This is a genomic window from Pseudoalteromonas sp. SG41-1 (genome assembly GCF_014164575.1).
Lineage (GTDB): Bacteria > Pseudomonadota > Gammaproteobacteria > Enterobacterales > Alteromonadaceae > Pseudoalteromonas > Pseudoalteromonas rhizosphaerae.
Map to the genome: position 1 here is coordinate 34,246 of NZ_JACJFL010000001.1, position 14,776 is coordinate 49,021.

Consider the following 14,776-nt stretch of genomic DNA (forward strand, 5'->3'; position numbering starts at 1 on the left):
AACAAAAAAGCCATGACTAGCATGGCTTTTTGATCAGTATGTAAATTGAGCTTTAGCCTTCTTTACTGGCTAAATATTCAGAGTAAGTACCTCTGAAATCAATTATTTTGCCGTCTTTGATTTCCCAAATACGGGTTGCAACTGAGGATACAAATTGACGGTCGTGAGATACAAACATCAACGTACCTTCATATGCTTCTAGCGCAAGGTTTAATGCTTCTATTGACTCCATATCCATGTGGTTCGTTGGCTCATCCATTAATAGGATATTTGGTTTATGCATCATAATCTTACCAAATAACATGCGGCCTTGCTCACCACCAGATATTACTTTTACAGACTTTTTAATATCATTTTGTGAGAACAACATACGGCCTAAGAAACTGCGAACAACTTGTTCATCATCGCCTTCTTGCTGCCATTGCTCCATCCACTGGAATAAGTTCATATCGGTGGCAAATTCATCAGCATGATCTTGCGCATAATAACCGATATTGTGGTTTTCAGACCATTTAAACTCGCCTTGCTTCGGTGCCAAACGACCTGCTAAAGTATTTAACAGTGTTGTTTTACCAACCCCATTTTCACCGATGATAGCGATACGCTCGCCTACTTCAACTAAGCCTTCAAGGCCAGTGAACAGCATATCGTCAAAACCTTGGCCTAAGTTTGTTAATTCAAGGGCATTACGGAATAACTGTTTTTCTTGCTCAAAACGAATGAACGGTGTTTGACGTGACGATGCTTTAACTTCATCTAATTGAATCTTGTCAATTCGCTTGGCACGAGATGTTGCTTGCTTTGCTTTAGATGCATTAGCTGAAAAGCGCGAAACAAACTGTTGTAGCTCGGCAATTTGATTTTTCTTCTTGGCATTTTCACTTAATAAGCGTTCACGAGCTTGCGTTGCTGCAAACATATATTCGTCATAGTTACCTGGGTAAATACGCAATTCACCATAGTCAATATCAGCCATATGCGTACATACAGAGTTTAAGAAATGACGGTCATGGGAAATGATGATCATTGTGCAATCACGTTGATTCAGTACATCTTCAAGCCACTTGATAGTATAAATATCCAAGTTATTAGTTGGCTCATCGAGTAGCATGATATCTGGATCTGAAAATAACACTTGCGCAAGAAGCACTCGCAGTTTAAAACCAGGAGCAATCTCTGACATCGGACCGTAATGCTGATCAGTTGCAATACCTACGCCCATTAGTAGCTCGCCGGCTTTAGATTCTGCAGAATAGCCATCCATTTCAGCAAACTCAGTTTCAAGATCGGCAACCTTCATGCCATCCTCTTCACTCATTTCAGGCAAGCTATAGATACGATCACGCTCTTGTTTAATCGCCCACAGCTCTTTGTGGCCCATTATTACAGTATCAATAACTGAATATTCTTCGTAAGCGAACTGGTCTTGGTTTAGTTTAGCAACACGTTCATTTGGATCAGTACTTACATTACCAGCTGACGGTTCCAATTCCCCACTTAAGATTTTCATAAATGTTGATTTACCACAGCCATTTGCGCCAATTAAACCATAACGGTTACCTTCGCCAAATTTAGCTGAAATATTCTCAAATAACGGTTTAGCACCAAATTGCATGGTGATGTTAGCTGTACTGATGATAGCGCTACCCTCCAACGGGGAAAATCAAAGAAATAAAATTGGCTGGAGTGTAAACCAAATAGGCCTATTTTTCCATGAATTATTAGCTTTGTGAGCTATAGCTGCAACGCATTAAAATAAGCTAATTTGGATCAATTTATTGTGCTCGCATTTTGTCGCCGGACAAAAAAGGAACAGAAATTAACAATTCAAATTTCCTCTATCATTTTTTAATGATATTTTTTCACTTTAGCCATTAATTTAGCTTTGTTAGTCTGCGCGACCAAAGGACAATGATAGATAGCACACAAGGCAATATCAAATGAATAGAAAATTAATTGGGGTCATTATCGCAAGCGCTTTGATGGCACCGAGCGTAAACGCTGTTGAAGTTTATGATGACGGAAAAAACAATTTAACCATCGGTGGTTTTATTGACGCCAGAATAATCCACACACAAGGGCAAACTGAAATAGTTAATGGTGCATCACGGATTAGCTTTGATTTTAGCCGCAAACTAAAAGATCAGTGGTCAGCTTTAGCCTTATTAGAATGGGGTGTAAACCCTGTTGGCAGTAGCGATATCATCTATAACAACCGCTTTGAATCTATTCAAGATGAATTTTTATATAACCGACTTGGTTATATAGGTATAGCGCATGAAAAATATGGCCAAGTGACAATAGGTAAACAATGGGGGGCTTGGTACGACGTAGTTTATAGTACTAACTATAGCCTAGTTTGGGATGGTAATGCAGCCGGTGTTTACACCTACAACAAAGACGATGGTGCAATTAATGGCACCGGGCGCGGTGATAAGTTATTGCAGTATCGTAATACGTTTGGTGATTTTAGTATTGCAACTCAAGTGCAATTTAAAAATAATGATTTTTATACCTGCGATATTGAAGCCATTTCAGAAGCTGCTTGCCAGACATTGTGGGAAAGTGGCAGTGATCTTGCTCAACAAGTAGAATTTAATTCAACCTATGGGGCAGCCGTTACCTATTCTGTAAGCGACGACTTAAAACTTACTGCCGGGTTTAACCGCGGTGAACTAACCGTAAATTACGCAGCAGGACGTATTCAGTCTGTTAATGATTTTATTTATGGCGCAGGTGTTACTTGGGGTAATTTCAACAATGATGGCCTTTATTTTGCCGCAAATATCAACAAAAATGAAAATCATGATACCGATAACTTAGGCCGTCTGATCAAAGACGCGATTGGGGTAGAGTCATTATTATCTTATAAGTTTGATAATGACATTCGTACCTTCATTGCATATAACCTCTATGATGCTGGAACAGATTACGTGATCCAGCCAAATTTTAACGCGGATCCTAATGACAACTTTAAACGTCAATTTACAGTACTTGGCTTTCACTATCTATTCGACGAAGATACGATTTTTTATATTGAAGCACGTAAAGACTTTAGTGATTTTTCAAGTGCCGATAAAGAGCAAGAATATCAAATGGGTCTATCAGAAGATGATGGCATTGCATTTGGTTTTCATTACACATTATAACTAGAACACTTACAGGCTGATTATTTAATCAGCCTGTTTTGCTAATATTAACCACCCGCTGCGATCACACTTTTTTGCTTTACCTTTAGTTGCAAACGCTTTTGTCAAAGCCAAATAACCTTCCTTAGGTCCTAAAATTATCCATAACATTAAAATTCCCCCCGGTAATAAAATTGCTTTAAGTAATGGTCCTAGCATGTAAGAATAAAAAATAATAAATGGGATAAATAGTCCGTAACCAATAACTTGTTTGATAAAGTTCATATAAGTTCCTTGCTTAAATGAGCGCGCTCATAAATACAATTGAGCGCAGTCACTTTTTCAAATAACTTCATCTTTACTATCACAAGTTAAATATAATCAATTGATATACAATGAATAAAAAAACGCAAACCTATAATAAAATTCTTACCTCGGCTTGGCTGTTATTCTTAGAGCAAGGTTATGCTCATACATCTACACGAGAAATCGCAAAAGCGGCTAATGTGGCCGTTGGTACAGTGTTTAGTCATTTCGAAAATAAAATCGACTTACTAAAAGCAGGAATGCAGCAACAAATAGATACGATCATTCATCAGGCTAGTTTAACTGATCGCCAACATGCACCAAGGCTTAAGTTACGTCACTATGCCCTACCGTTATTTGAATTTTATTGTAATAACATTGAATTTAGTAAAATATTGATAAGCGATATGATTTGGCAAGCCGATTTTTTTGAACAGCATATGAGTGAGTTTAAAAAACGGCTGTTCGATGAACAGCAAGAGTTTGACGATATAAAAGCAAGTGTGATGTTAGATTGTTATTTTATGACCATTATTTCAGGGTTAAATGAACCTGCGCCAGAACCTGAAAAAATGCTACGCCAACTCACCAGCAAAATATCTATTCTTTAGCGACAACTTATTTCACTTTTAGCATTAAATTTAAGCTTTTAACTTACCCTCTGTTTAAGTTAAAAGCTTAACTTAAAGTAATAGCGATTTTCTATGGTTAAGTGCAAACTCTGTAACTTATCTATTGATAAATTAAACGTCGTTAGTGTGTAAATAAAACTCACCTTCTGAACCCCTACTAATTCGCTGCAATTACTGACTTTTTACTGATATTTTTTGATTTAAGACGTTGTATCAATGAAGATCCCTCCATAGCCAAATAAGCATAACTCTTGTGATACGTTTAATCGAATTACTAACTTTGATTTATCAAGCTCATAATTCTTCTTAATAGCTTTTAGTTGAAAATAACTTTTTATGCAGAGTTATCTTAATTAACAAATATAGTATGATGTGTTCTTTTGTGGTTTATTACTGTCTTATTATTTAGTTAAGCATATTAGTTTATTGATGAATTATAGAAATCGAGTGCCTGCTTAACACTATGCACCGGGTTTTCCCTGTGCTCTAAACCTTCATTAATTCTGCTATTCCAAATAATATCATTAGCATATATGTTAAGGCTATTATTAAGACCAGCAAAGGCACTTAACATTAAAGGATGCTCGGCGCCTCCTACTGTTATATAGAGCGACAGCGGTATGTTATCGTCTGTATTGAGGCATCGTTGCGATAAGAATCGATCAAACTCTTTTACAACGGTCATATCGTCGTACCAAGCAGCCGGACTAAATGCAAAATAACCGTTAAACAGCCAAGGCTTTGTACTCATAGTGTATAAAACAAAACTCCCTCCTGCTGAATAGCCCGACAAAACACGATTATTATCTAGCTTATAATGTGATTCTAAATACGGTAATAACTCACCTTCAATAAAAGCCAAAAATTGATCAGCTTGACCAAATAATTCTGGTGAATTTTCACTTGCTGGTCTTGCTTGGGTATTCACATCTTGGCGTGCATACGGTGGGACTAAATCTCGATTTCTAGTAAAGGTCCAAAATTGATTGGGGATCGATACCAAAATTGTATCCTGCTGCGCTGGTAGCTCAGCCATCACTGAATCCCACTGCGTAAGATTGAAGTTACCGTCGGTTCTAATGATCAAGGAGTAGCGTTTATTTGGCTCAAAATTGCTAGGTAAACGAATAAACACTTTCCTATTTTCATCCAATACCTGCGAATAAATTGTGATGTCTTTAAAATTTGACGTGTAATGCGCGTTGTATTTATAAATGACAATAGTGCATGCAATGAAGGCGGCTATACTCAATAGAATTATGATTGCAGTGCGATTAAGTTTTTTTAATAGAAGCATAGCTTTCAGGTAAAGATTGTTTTAAAAACAATACCCTTTCTGTATTTTAATTAAACTACCGTTATGTAACAAAGTATGATTTACAGTTGATACGCCCATTGTTCACTCGCTACATGAGTGAATTTAAAACGGCGAAGTAATTGCTGGCTTTGGGTGTTTTCTACCGCCACTTTAGCCTTTAAATTAGTAATGTTCAACTCATTGCCTAACAGCTTAACAACGGCTTTTATATTTGTTAGCAAGAATGCTAATGCTTCAGACATATACCCATTCCCCCAATAATTTGGAGACAACTCAAAACCTAACCAAGCAGTATCTTCTTCAATATCATATAAACCAATGCAGCCAATCAAGGTCGACGTATTTAATAAGTACATTCCAAAGCGCAGCGTATTTCCTTCATACATGCCAGTAATATCATCTTGGATCAGTTGTTTTACGTCATCACGCGTAAGTGGCACTGCATAGTCATTAAACTGAGCAACTAACGGCTCAGACAAAATAGCCCACAACGCACTACAGTCCCTATGCTTAATTGGCTTTAATGTGATTCGACTTAGTGCAAACTCATTGTTCATAAATAAAATTAAATTACGGCTTTAAAGCCCGCTATTATTCCCTTAAGATACCCGCCATACAAGTTAATAACTGAGCTAATTATGAATGACGAATTTAAAGTAATACAACCTACAACCACAGTGTATTGCCCAAAGCGCGGTGAAGGTTGGACCCTTACAGGTATTACTAGCATTAATGAATTTACATCTGTTATGTTTGATGGTGTGCGTTATACGTTACCTGCACGTGAAATCATTGAACAGTTATTACCTAACCAGCTTGCTCGTGAACAAAAATAGCCACAACTTAAAATTCCCCGTTAAAGATACAAAATTAAGCCTTTAATATTATAAAACACCTCAATTTAGCCAGCATTTCGTGTATAAATGCCAACCGTTCGTTAAGATATGTTGCTTTTGTAATCAACCATTAGGATAATTGTACAATACTTTGAGGTTAATAACGGATGCGCTCGGCTTATAGGAATTAAGCAATACAATTTTGGGAACAAGGATAGGCAGCTATAAACCAAATTGTAATTACCTCAGACTAACTATAGCTGTAACAATGGATCCTCGTTAAAAGGCCTACTCTAAATGAAAACAACACTAAAAATTACAACCCTGTCTGTTGCTATCCTTTCATCTTTGCAAGTTGCGCATGCAAACCAATGTAACGGTCAACTTTATGGTATTAATGCTGGACGCGGTGACACCGGTATTATATTTAAACTAGACGAATATACACAACAAACTCAAGCACATTCTAGAGCTAAATACAGCTCTTCAGCGCTTGCTCATATTCCGGAAACAAATCGCTTGTATTACATCTCAGCACCTCACCCTATTGAATATCAAGTAGATGTTGAGCACTTAGGTTTTAATTCAACAGAGCTCAAATCTCTACCTATTAGTGGCAGTAAGTTTAAGTACATCAAATTGGCCTATGTTGATTTAGATACAAACGAACATGTTGAAGTTGGCAGAACAAGTAACATGTATCGTTTAGTGTATGACCAACAAAATAATCGCTTACTTGGATCATATAAAGATAAGCTATACGCGATCGATCCTGAAACTAGCGAAACAACTTTACTTGGAAATATTACAGGCCTTGAAAATGACCAAGGTATCTGGCGTGGTGACATGGTATTTAAAAATGGTGAATTAATCTTAGTCACCAGTACAAGTTTATATACTGTGAATGTGCAGGAACTTACGGCAACAAAATTATCTGATCACAACTTAACGACTGTCACAGGCGCTGCACTTAACCAGCAAGGTGATATTGTATTAAGCCGAACTATTTTAACTGATCTAGGCCATTCTAATAAATCTGAGTTGTACAAAGTAAATAAAAACACTGGTAATACCTGCCATGTTGCAGATTTTCCAGTACGTTTAAATGATTTAGCAACTAATTTTAACGAATCAGTTGCATGCTACGATGCACCAGTTTGCACCGTGTCAGATATTCCAAGCTTTACTATTGTACCGATTGTTGATTCAGTAGACGAAGGTAGCGCATTATCTTATAAACTAGAGCTAAGCAATAGTTATGAACAAGATAGTGATATTTATGTATCGACTTCAGCAGGAACAGCAACAAGTAGCGACTACAGTTTCTCTGATCAAGTCGTTACTATTGCGGCAGGTGAAACAACTGCTTCATTTACAATCCCAACAATTGATAACGATGACTATAGTGAAACTAAAACCTTTACCGTCAATGCCGTTGCTCAGCTTAATGTAACTGGTTCAAGTTCTCTACCAGCGTCTATCTTAAATGATGATGCTCAGTGTATTGCCGAGAATTACACACGGATCAGTTACTCTTTTATCTCTGAAAATTCTGGTTATAATAATGATTGGGGTATTAAGGTTAATAACCAATATATTAAATTGTTAGATGAGCATGGAGCATCAGGTTATTACGACGTTAAAGCCAGTGATTCAATCGTTTACGTACTTTCCGTGAACGGTAATGCAAACAATCTTAAAACAGCCTATAAAGCCAGTGGTACTAAGCAATATTGGGAAGATCAAAACGACAGAGACTACAATGACTTCGTCGTAAATGTCACAACACAACCAATTCAAAAAGGCTGTAATTAATCTGAACTTAGGATAATAAATCCCTTACCCAAGGTTCAGGTAATTCATAACTTTCCTGTTTATCATTATCAAATTTACCCCACAAAAAAAGCCAGCATCGCTGGCTTTTTAACGTCTAAATTGAAAATTAACGTAACGCGTTAATTCGACCATAAAGTGGTGGGGGTGAAGAGAGTAACTCAGCCATACCTTATACCAATCGACTTAAATATTTAACCATTCTAGCGGGCTAAATAAAGTGCTGACTGCGTTAGTGATTTTTTATGTACGACTGCATGGATGCAGGAGGTAGAGCAATGCAGGAGCAATTGCCGAGAACAACTACATGTCAAAATTCCTGCCTTGTTATCACTGTATTTATCTGTCGCTATAAATGGTCAGTAACTTAACACGACTAGTATTAACCACTAGCAATACCCACCATAACAATAAAATAGACACCCACTTTTAATAATCTCAGACTAAACATGATTTTTATCTGGTAATTTTACTGTGTCCCCTAACATGCTCTCAATTTATCATGCAAATAAACAACTCATGATAAAAAACCTAAATAACAAACACACTAAAAAGTGCATTATTGCAATGCGCAGCTTTTTGTTTGGTTGACGTTTTAAGCAAGTAGCTTTTCTATATTATGAACAAGACAATAAAGTTGCCGCATAATGCAATGAAAGCATTACTTTCGTTTTTCCGAGTAAGGTCAATTTATTCATGCATTTTTAACTGTAATATTGCACAGTTTACTTACAAGCAAACAGGCTCAATTACAGCCTAACCTTTTACCATTCCTTAAATAAAAAGCTTTCATCGCCCTATTGAGCTGTCTTTTTGAGCTTCATTTTGTCGATGTAACTTACTTGCAGTCTTCCAACGCTTATCGACTAACCGTGGGTTTAGAACACAAGATCCCCCGTTTAGTAATAATGTGTTACAGGCGACAGTGGTGCTTTTTATAAAAATAGTACGCACTAATTAGATACGCAGTTTAATCAAGTTGAAGGTTAGTGATCGACTCGCCATATCCATATAGTGTGGTATCACCAGTACCAAAAGTAGGCGCTTGGAAGCGAAAGCTCTTGTCAAAGCTCAAAAACAAAAGGCATTAACATTGCGCTAGGCAATGACTATTTAGCGTCACAAGGTTTAGTGTCATTGAAAGATATTTGGATCAATATTCATGATGGGAGATGAGCCGCCCATTGCACTTGCTATTAATAAAAAGCGCATGATGAGCAGTCTGGGGCTTGATGTTAGAGACCCCCGGCTATCCGATTTGCTCTCACTCTTTAATCAACACCCATCGCGCGGTTTTAACCCACTTTTTTAAACAGGCAATTTCTTCCATACAGCGTAGTTCATTTAAAATCGACAAATACTGCTCTTCATTTGACGTATACATAACAAATGCATCACCTTCGCTATCAAATTGAACAGATGCAAAATGTGTATTTGCTCTCACAACTTGCTCTATAGATGGGCCATTGCCGCTAAAACCATAGGCATTAAACAACTCTGTGAATGATCGCTTACCATCCTTTAAATCAATTTCCACAGGGATCGTAATTGAAAAATAGGTCTCATCAGAATATATGATTGGAGGATAATATTCTGTAATGTCAGGGTTAGCCAGTGGACGAATCCAATAGAACACGAACAATACGAGTAAAATGCAAACTACAATTATTTTCAAAATTTTCATCCTTGAGAACTAACGCTGAGTTTTACGACAATTTTGATGCCGCGAAGCGGTGTAACAAGTAAAAATGACACCCCCATTTTAAAATCACCTAAAAATAGCATCAAATAAGTTCAGATCAAATCAATTTACCGCCTAAAACTCATTCAAAATTACATTTACAATTATCTTGGGAAGCTTTTATTCTACAAATCCAAAATTACTGACATGCAAACCCTTGCCTTGGGGCAATATTTGACGTTTTAGCTGGGTATAAGTACTGGCCAGTAGTTTTTCGCTGTTGTTAACGTTGCTACATTTTGCTGGTTATTCATTACGGCGTTAGCACATATATAAATACAAAATGTCTTTGCGACTAAAGCAAGTAACTTGCCTTTCCCCCCTCTGCGATGTTCATAAGACTTTCCTGTAAAGCAGTCTTCACCACATAAAAATGCTCGGCGAACACAACGTGAAATACAGTGATAATACTTTGTAGCGGCACCATGATTATTTTTCACACTAATTAAAACTTAGTATTTAGCTTTGTAAAATGCAAAAATTAAGGTGAGTGTCTTACTTATTTATTATTTATAAATTAAACATTGGGTTATCGTTAAAATGAGAGCCCAACTAAATAAATTATTTTAAAATCTAGAAAAAGCCATATTACTTATCTATATGTTCAAATAAATTGATAGGCTTTATTAACAAACAGGATACGGCTGTTACTTTTGTTTATTGCTTAATTGTGTTTTGATGAATTACCTAAAATTTAGATCCCTTTGGTTCTTAAGTAGCTTCATTTATAACAAAGCGAATAAAGTTTAAAAATAAGAAGAGAAAATAATGACAAAACTTAATAACAATAGCGTAGTTATATTAAGCGCAGTTCGTACCGCTATCGGCAGCTTTGGTGGCAGCCTTAAACATTTCACGCCCGCCGAGCTAGGCACTCTATGTGCGAAAGAAGCACTAGCCAGAGCCAAGCTATCACCCAACCAAGTTGGCTCCACTGTAGTCGGTAAAGTAATTCATAACGGCCCTAAAGACGCATACCTTTCAAGAGTCATTGGGCTAGATGCGGGGTTACCTATTAGTAGTCACGCAGTAACTCTCAACCGATTATGTGGCTCTGGTCTTGAAGCCATTATACAAGCAGTACAACAAATACAATTAGGTGATGTAGACGCAGCCCTTGCTGGCGGAGCTGAAAGCATGAGTAGCTCAGCTTATACCCTCGAAAGTAATCGCTGGGGGCAAAAAATGGGGAATAGCATCATGCAAGATGAACTCACCTCCACATTACAAGACCCATGGGATAATAACCCAATGGGAATAACCGCTGAAAACATTGCAGATAAATACACTATTAGCCGCGACCAGCAAGACGCTTACGCAGCTCAAAGTCATCACAAAGCAGCAAAAGCGATTGCTGCAGGCCATTTTAAACAGCAAATACTCCCTATTGAAATCAAATCAAAAAGTGGCAGCCATATTTTTGATACTGACGAACACGTGCGAGCCGATACCACAACCGAGAAGCTCGCTACCTTAAAGCCCTACTTTAAAAAAGATGGAACCGTTACCGCAGCAAACTCATCAGGTATAAACGATGGCGCAGCCATGTTGGTACTCATGTCTGAGCAAAAAGCGAATGAGCAAGGCTTAAAACCGCTTGGTCGATTAATAGGTTATGCCAGAGCGGGCGTTGATCCCTCGTTAATGGGCACCGGCCCAATTCCTGCGGTAAAACACGTATTTGAAAAAACAGGCTTAACCATTGATGATATGGATGTAATTGAGTCTAACGAAGCCTTTGCAGTACAAGCTCTGTGCGTTGCCAACGAGTTAAATTTCCCAGCGCATAAGGTAAACCCGAATGGCGGTGCAATTGCCTTAGGCCACCCTGTTGGCGCAACGGGCGCAATTTTATCAACTAAATGCTTGTACGAACTCAAACGAATTAATGGCAAATATGGGCTAGTCACAATGTGTATTGGCGGTGGGCAAGGCATTGCAGCCATTTTTGAAGCGCTTTGATTCTAAGTTTGTAACAACTATTTGATACCACATTAGTTTAAACATAAGAGCTTTATTCACAAGGAGAACTAAGAGACGCTTTGCTGTTAGAGGAAACAAACAATGTGAAAGGCTATTTTTCTTCTCGTTTGCTCCTCTTTCATTTTTCTTTGTGCAAATAGCTCTTTAAAGGCTTTTTTCACAAAGGGAGCAAAGCGCTGCTACACCTTATAGGTTAATAACAAACGCTTTACTTCAAACCTCAGCAAGCCATTCGTCTACAAAACGTGTTTTAAAGTTAACTTTCTTACGCCTAATAAAACACCACCAAATGAGATTAAAAATAATATTGGTAAAAACAGTAATGCATCAGTGTTGTCTATATCTGTAGCTGGGCTACCAATAACCGCCAGCGTATTAATTAACAGCAGTATTAAACTTGATTGCAGGTAGCCCTTGTAACCAATAGCTCCTGCAAACAACAGCATAATAAATGATCCTGATATCGCAGGCGTAAAAGGTGCAGCGGCGAGTAACATGCAAACAAACGAAAATATGACAGCACAACCAATTATTATTTTAAACATAACATCCTCCATGGTGTTTAACAGTTAATTCAATATAGCTTAACTTAAAGCACCTTATCGTGCCTTTTTTCCACCAGCTATTTATAGCTGTATTATCAAAAATCGTATTCCACCTAACAGGTTTCAACTAACTTTTTGATTTATCAATAACCCCAATATAAAACTACTTATTTCCAAACTGCCGCTCACAGGGCTCGCCATCTCTATCTCCGTCCATTTCATTATTTTTAATTTTACAGCCGTTTTATCAGAGACAGAAAAAGCACAAATTCCGCCACACATAAATGCTATTTGAAAGCTAGATAGCGAAGAAAAACTAAATTGCAGAGAATACATGTACTGCCCTAATAACTGTACAAAGGTAGCCATGCCTAAAATAATCAAAAATGGACATACAACTAGCGTAAACCAAAACCAAAACCAAATACGTTTAATGCCTTTTATAATTAATACCTTCCATAAAAAATCCTTTTCCTTAATTTAACTCAGTAATTAATTAGCCAGTGAACCACCAGCATTTTATTTTAAAAACAGCTTATAAAATTGCCGCATGAATTTGATGTCTGAAGTCAAGATTTGACCCCTTTGGTTTCTTGGATTGTTATGTTTACATACCAAACCAACTAGTCATTTTGAAATAGACCACTTTAGTTTCGCCATTTGATGTTTCAATGGTTATAGCATCGTATACATCATTGCCGTTGGAGAGCATAGATTGACTTACTTTTTTAAAGTTTGGATACTTCTCTTGCAGCCATTGATTCTCCATTGGTATACCATCAAAGCTACTTTTAGCATTAGGAAAAACAACTGCATTTTCAAACGAGCTACCTTCAATCCCATCATATGAGGATGAAGTTGAAGCACATCCGACCATAGCTAGACAAAATACTAAAATAGATAATTTATACATAACTTTCCTTGTAAACATAACACCTAATTAACAGGCAAAAAATGGTTGGCTAAAATGTGTAGCGAAGCGAAACCGAGCAAACTATTTTTAGTCCCGCTTGATTGGCTTATAGTTATATGCAATTTACGGGATGCCAATTTCCCATAGTTGTTCATTACTTAAAAGCTCATTTGTCCCGTCATTTGCTTGGATTAAACCTAAACAATATTTATTAGAAATAAAGAGCTTGTTAGTTGCCAACATAACGACTACCACATTACCTAATTCATGTGGCTCTAGCCAAACATTTTGGGTAAATATTTGACCATCTATTTCTAATTTAATGTCAACGCAAGGGATCAATTTACCATTGATAAATTGATCTCTTAAAAACTCTAATTTGGCATAAATGCTAGATTCATTCATTTTGCATATAACGCCCGCTTAAATTGCGTAAAAAGCTGGCTTTGGTTTTTGCTCCGCAAAAAATATGAGCGCTTTTGGAGTCAAATTTAAAGCCCTTGTAGTTATATGTATTAAGCACAAAGCTTAATTGCTATCTCTTTACCGTTATTCCAGTACATATGAGGCCTAATTTTGTCAGAATTTAAAATATCAGTAACGCTATTATACTGATTAAAAAATGGAATAAGTTTAGAGGCTATAAGATTTGTTAATCTTGTAATTTTAGCTTCTGTATTTAGGCCTGACTCAAAATCAGACAGCCTATAAAAATCTCTAATTTCTTCATCAGAACTTAACAGCTGCTCAAATCGAAAGCGTAAATGGCAATCTAGTTCTTTTGGGTAGTCTACTTCTTTTGTTGCTTGAAAATAGATACCAACATTAAAGTAAACACAACCGCTGTTCCGAGAACATTGGATGTTGAACCACTTTGCTAATTCACCCTCAGCACAAGCCCAAGAAGCCCCTTTCTTTTTAAATCCAAAAGCTTTGAATTGAGCTTTTAATGCTTCTTGAAGTTTTTTACTTATAATCGACGACATATAGTACAACCTCAAAAATACATATAACGCCGCCAGCAGCGGCCGAGTGAAACGAGGTCCAGCGACCGTAGGGAGCGATGCTGGCTGGCCTTGTTATGAGCTTTTGCTAGTGCCACAACAAATTATTCTTATAGTTCACAGGAGGTTTTCCATCAGTAGTTAACCCTAAGTAGTAATAAAAACTCACCATTTTACCGCCAATGTCGGCGGAACCAACAAAATACCAATGATCTGTATAAGACACTAAACCGAAGTGTGAGCTATGAGAAGCCTCTGAAACTTTAATTTCAGCCCCCTTTAGAAGGGACGCAACATCCATTCCGCGAGGACAGGATTTGAAACCATGGTTTTCATATAGCTCGTTAACGGGTAAGCCTTTCGTAAACATTGCATTATTATCAACAGTGCAAATGAAAGCGTTCTTTTCTAAATATTTTATGCCTATGTCACCTTCAAATTGAGAACTATCTGAAACATTTTTTATGGTTGTGCAACTAACCAACAGAATTATCAGGCTACAAATTAGTAAGTTATTCATATGGCTCATAACGCCGC

The 14,776-nt window shown here is 37.1% G+C and carries 15 protein-coding genes and 1 pseudogene; 5 read left to right on the top strand and 11 right to left on the bottom strand.

Features of this window, described 5'->3' with window-relative positions; all coding sequences use genetic code 11:
• Positions 1-52 precede the first annotated feature (52 nt).
• Positions 53-1,639 (bottom strand): ABC-F family ATPase, encoded by a 1,587-nt coding sequence (locus H5203_RS00175; protein ID WP_145233417.1) that lies wholly within the window; start codon positions 1,637-1,639, stop codon positions 53-55.
• 301 nt (positions 1,640-1,940) lie between these two features.
• Here H5203_RS00175 and H5203_RS00180 point away from each other — a divergent pair, with 301 nt between their 5' ends.
• Positions 1,941-3,149, top strand: coding sequence for a porin (locus tag H5203_RS00180; protein WP_182732078.1), 1,209 nt, complete (start codon positions 1,941-1,943; stop codon positions 3,147-3,149).
• A gap of 24 nt (positions 3,150-3,173) precedes the next feature.
• Here H5203_RS00180 and H5203_RS00185 read toward each other — a convergent pair whose 3' ends face one another.
• Positions 3,174-3,413 carry a hypothetical protein gene (locus H5203_RS00185; protein ID WP_145233341.1) on the bottom strand — a complete coding sequence of 80 codons (240 nt, stop codon included), beginning with the start codon at positions 3,411-3,413 and terminating at the stop codon, positions 3,174-3,176.
• 110 nt (positions 3,414-3,523) lie between these two features.
• Here H5203_RS00185 and H5203_RS00190 point away from each other — a divergent pair, with 110 nt between their 5' ends.
• Positions 3,524-4,045, top strand: coding sequence for a TetR/AcrR family transcriptional regulator (locus tag H5203_RS00190; protein WP_182819166.1), 522 nt, complete (start codon positions 3,524-3,526; stop codon positions 4,043-4,045).
• Positions 4,046-4,484: 439 nt separating this feature from the next.
• Here H5203_RS00190 and H5203_RS00195 read toward each other — a convergent pair whose 3' ends face one another.
• Both H5203_RS00195 and H5203_RS00200 read right to left on the bottom strand, forming a co-directional pair.
• Positions 4,485-5,363 (bottom strand): alpha/beta hydrolase, encoded by an 879-nt coding sequence (locus H5203_RS00195; RefSeq protein ID WP_182732080.1) that lies wholly within the window; start codon positions 5,361-5,363, stop codon positions 4,485-4,487.
• 80 nt (positions 5,364-5,443) lie between these two features.
• Entirely contained in the window at positions 5,444-5,941 is a 498-nt protein-coding gene (locus H5203_RS00200; protein ID WP_182732081.1) for a GNAT family N-acetyltransferase, read from the bottom strand.
• A gap of 81 nt (positions 5,942-6,022) precedes the next feature.
• Between H5203_RS00200 and H5203_RS00205 the strand changes: the two genes are divergently transcribed.
• Positions 6,023-6,220 carry a hypothetical protein gene (locus H5203_RS00205; protein WP_145233335.1) on the top strand — a complete coding sequence of 66 codons (198 nt, stop codon included), beginning with the start codon at positions 6,023-6,025 and terminating at the stop codon, positions 6,218-6,220.
• A gap of 297 nt (positions 6,221-6,517) precedes the next feature.
• Positions 6,518-8,035, top strand: a complete 1,518-nt coding sequence (locus H5203_RS00210) for a Calx-beta domain-containing protein (RefSeq protein WP_182819167.1) — start codon at positions 6,518-6,520, stop codon at positions 8,033-8,035.
• 1,282 nt (positions 8,036-9,317) lie between these two features.
• Here H5203_RS00210 and H5203_RS00215 read toward each other — a convergent pair.
• The gene (locus H5203_RS00215) at positions 9,318-9,689 is read right to left on the bottom strand and encodes a hypothetical protein (protein ID WP_182758789.1); all 372 of its coding nucleotides are present in this window, start codon (positions 9,687-9,689) and stop codon (positions 9,318-9,320) included.
• 338 nt (positions 9,690-10,027) lie between these two features.
• A pseudogene (locus H5203_RS00220) lies at positions 10,028-10,240 on the bottom strand (hypothetical protein); the annotation flags it as partial.
• A 322-nt stretch (positions 10,241-10,562) separates the two neighbouring features.
• On the opposite strand from H5203_RS00220, the gene bktB reads away from it, so the two are divergent.
• A complete protein-coding gene (gene bktB / locus H5203_RS00225; RefSeq protein WP_182819168.1) occupies positions 10,563-11,756 on the top strand; it encodes a beta-ketothiolase BktB in 1,194 nt (397 codons plus the stop codon).
• A 257-nt stretch (positions 11,757-12,013) separates the two neighbouring features.
• Here bktB and H5203_RS00230 read toward each other — a convergent pair whose 3' ends face one another.
• The 5 genes from H5203_RS00230 to H5203_RS00250 all read right to left on the bottom strand — a co-directional run bounded on the left by H5203_RS00230 (position 12,014) and on the right by H5203_RS00250 (position 14,768).
• Positions 12,014-12,322 carry a DUF6419 family natural product biosynthesis protein gene (locus H5203_RS00230; protein WP_182732085.1) on the bottom strand — a complete coding sequence of 103 codons (309 nt, stop codon included), beginning with the start codon at positions 12,320-12,322 and terminating at the stop codon, positions 12,014-12,016.
• Positions 12,323-12,929: 607 nt separating this feature from the next.
• A complete protein-coding gene (locus tag H5203_RS00235; RefSeq protein ID WP_182732086.1) occupies positions 12,930-13,235 on the bottom strand; it encodes a hypothetical protein in 306 nt (101 codons plus the stop codon).
• A 123-nt stretch (positions 13,236-13,358) separates the two neighbouring features.
• Positions 13,359-13,640: a hypothetical protein gene (locus tag H5203_RS00240; protein WP_182819169.1), complete on the bottom strand. Its 282-nt coding sequence runs from the start codon at positions 13,638-13,640 to the stop codon at positions 13,359-13,361.
• A 110-nt stretch (positions 13,641-13,750) separates the two neighbouring features.
• Complete coding sequence (locus H5203_RS00245) at positions 13,751-14,221, bottom strand: DUF4304 domain-containing protein (RefSeq protein ID WP_182732087.1); 471 nt, start codon at positions 14,219-14,221, stop codon at positions 13,751-13,753.
• A 106-nt stretch (positions 14,222-14,327) separates the two neighbouring features.
• Entirely contained in the window at positions 14,328-14,768 is a 441-nt protein-coding gene (locus H5203_RS00250; RefSeq protein ID WP_182759180.1) for a hypothetical protein, read from the bottom strand.
• Between the last annotated feature and the right edge of the window lie 8 nt (positions 14,769-14,776).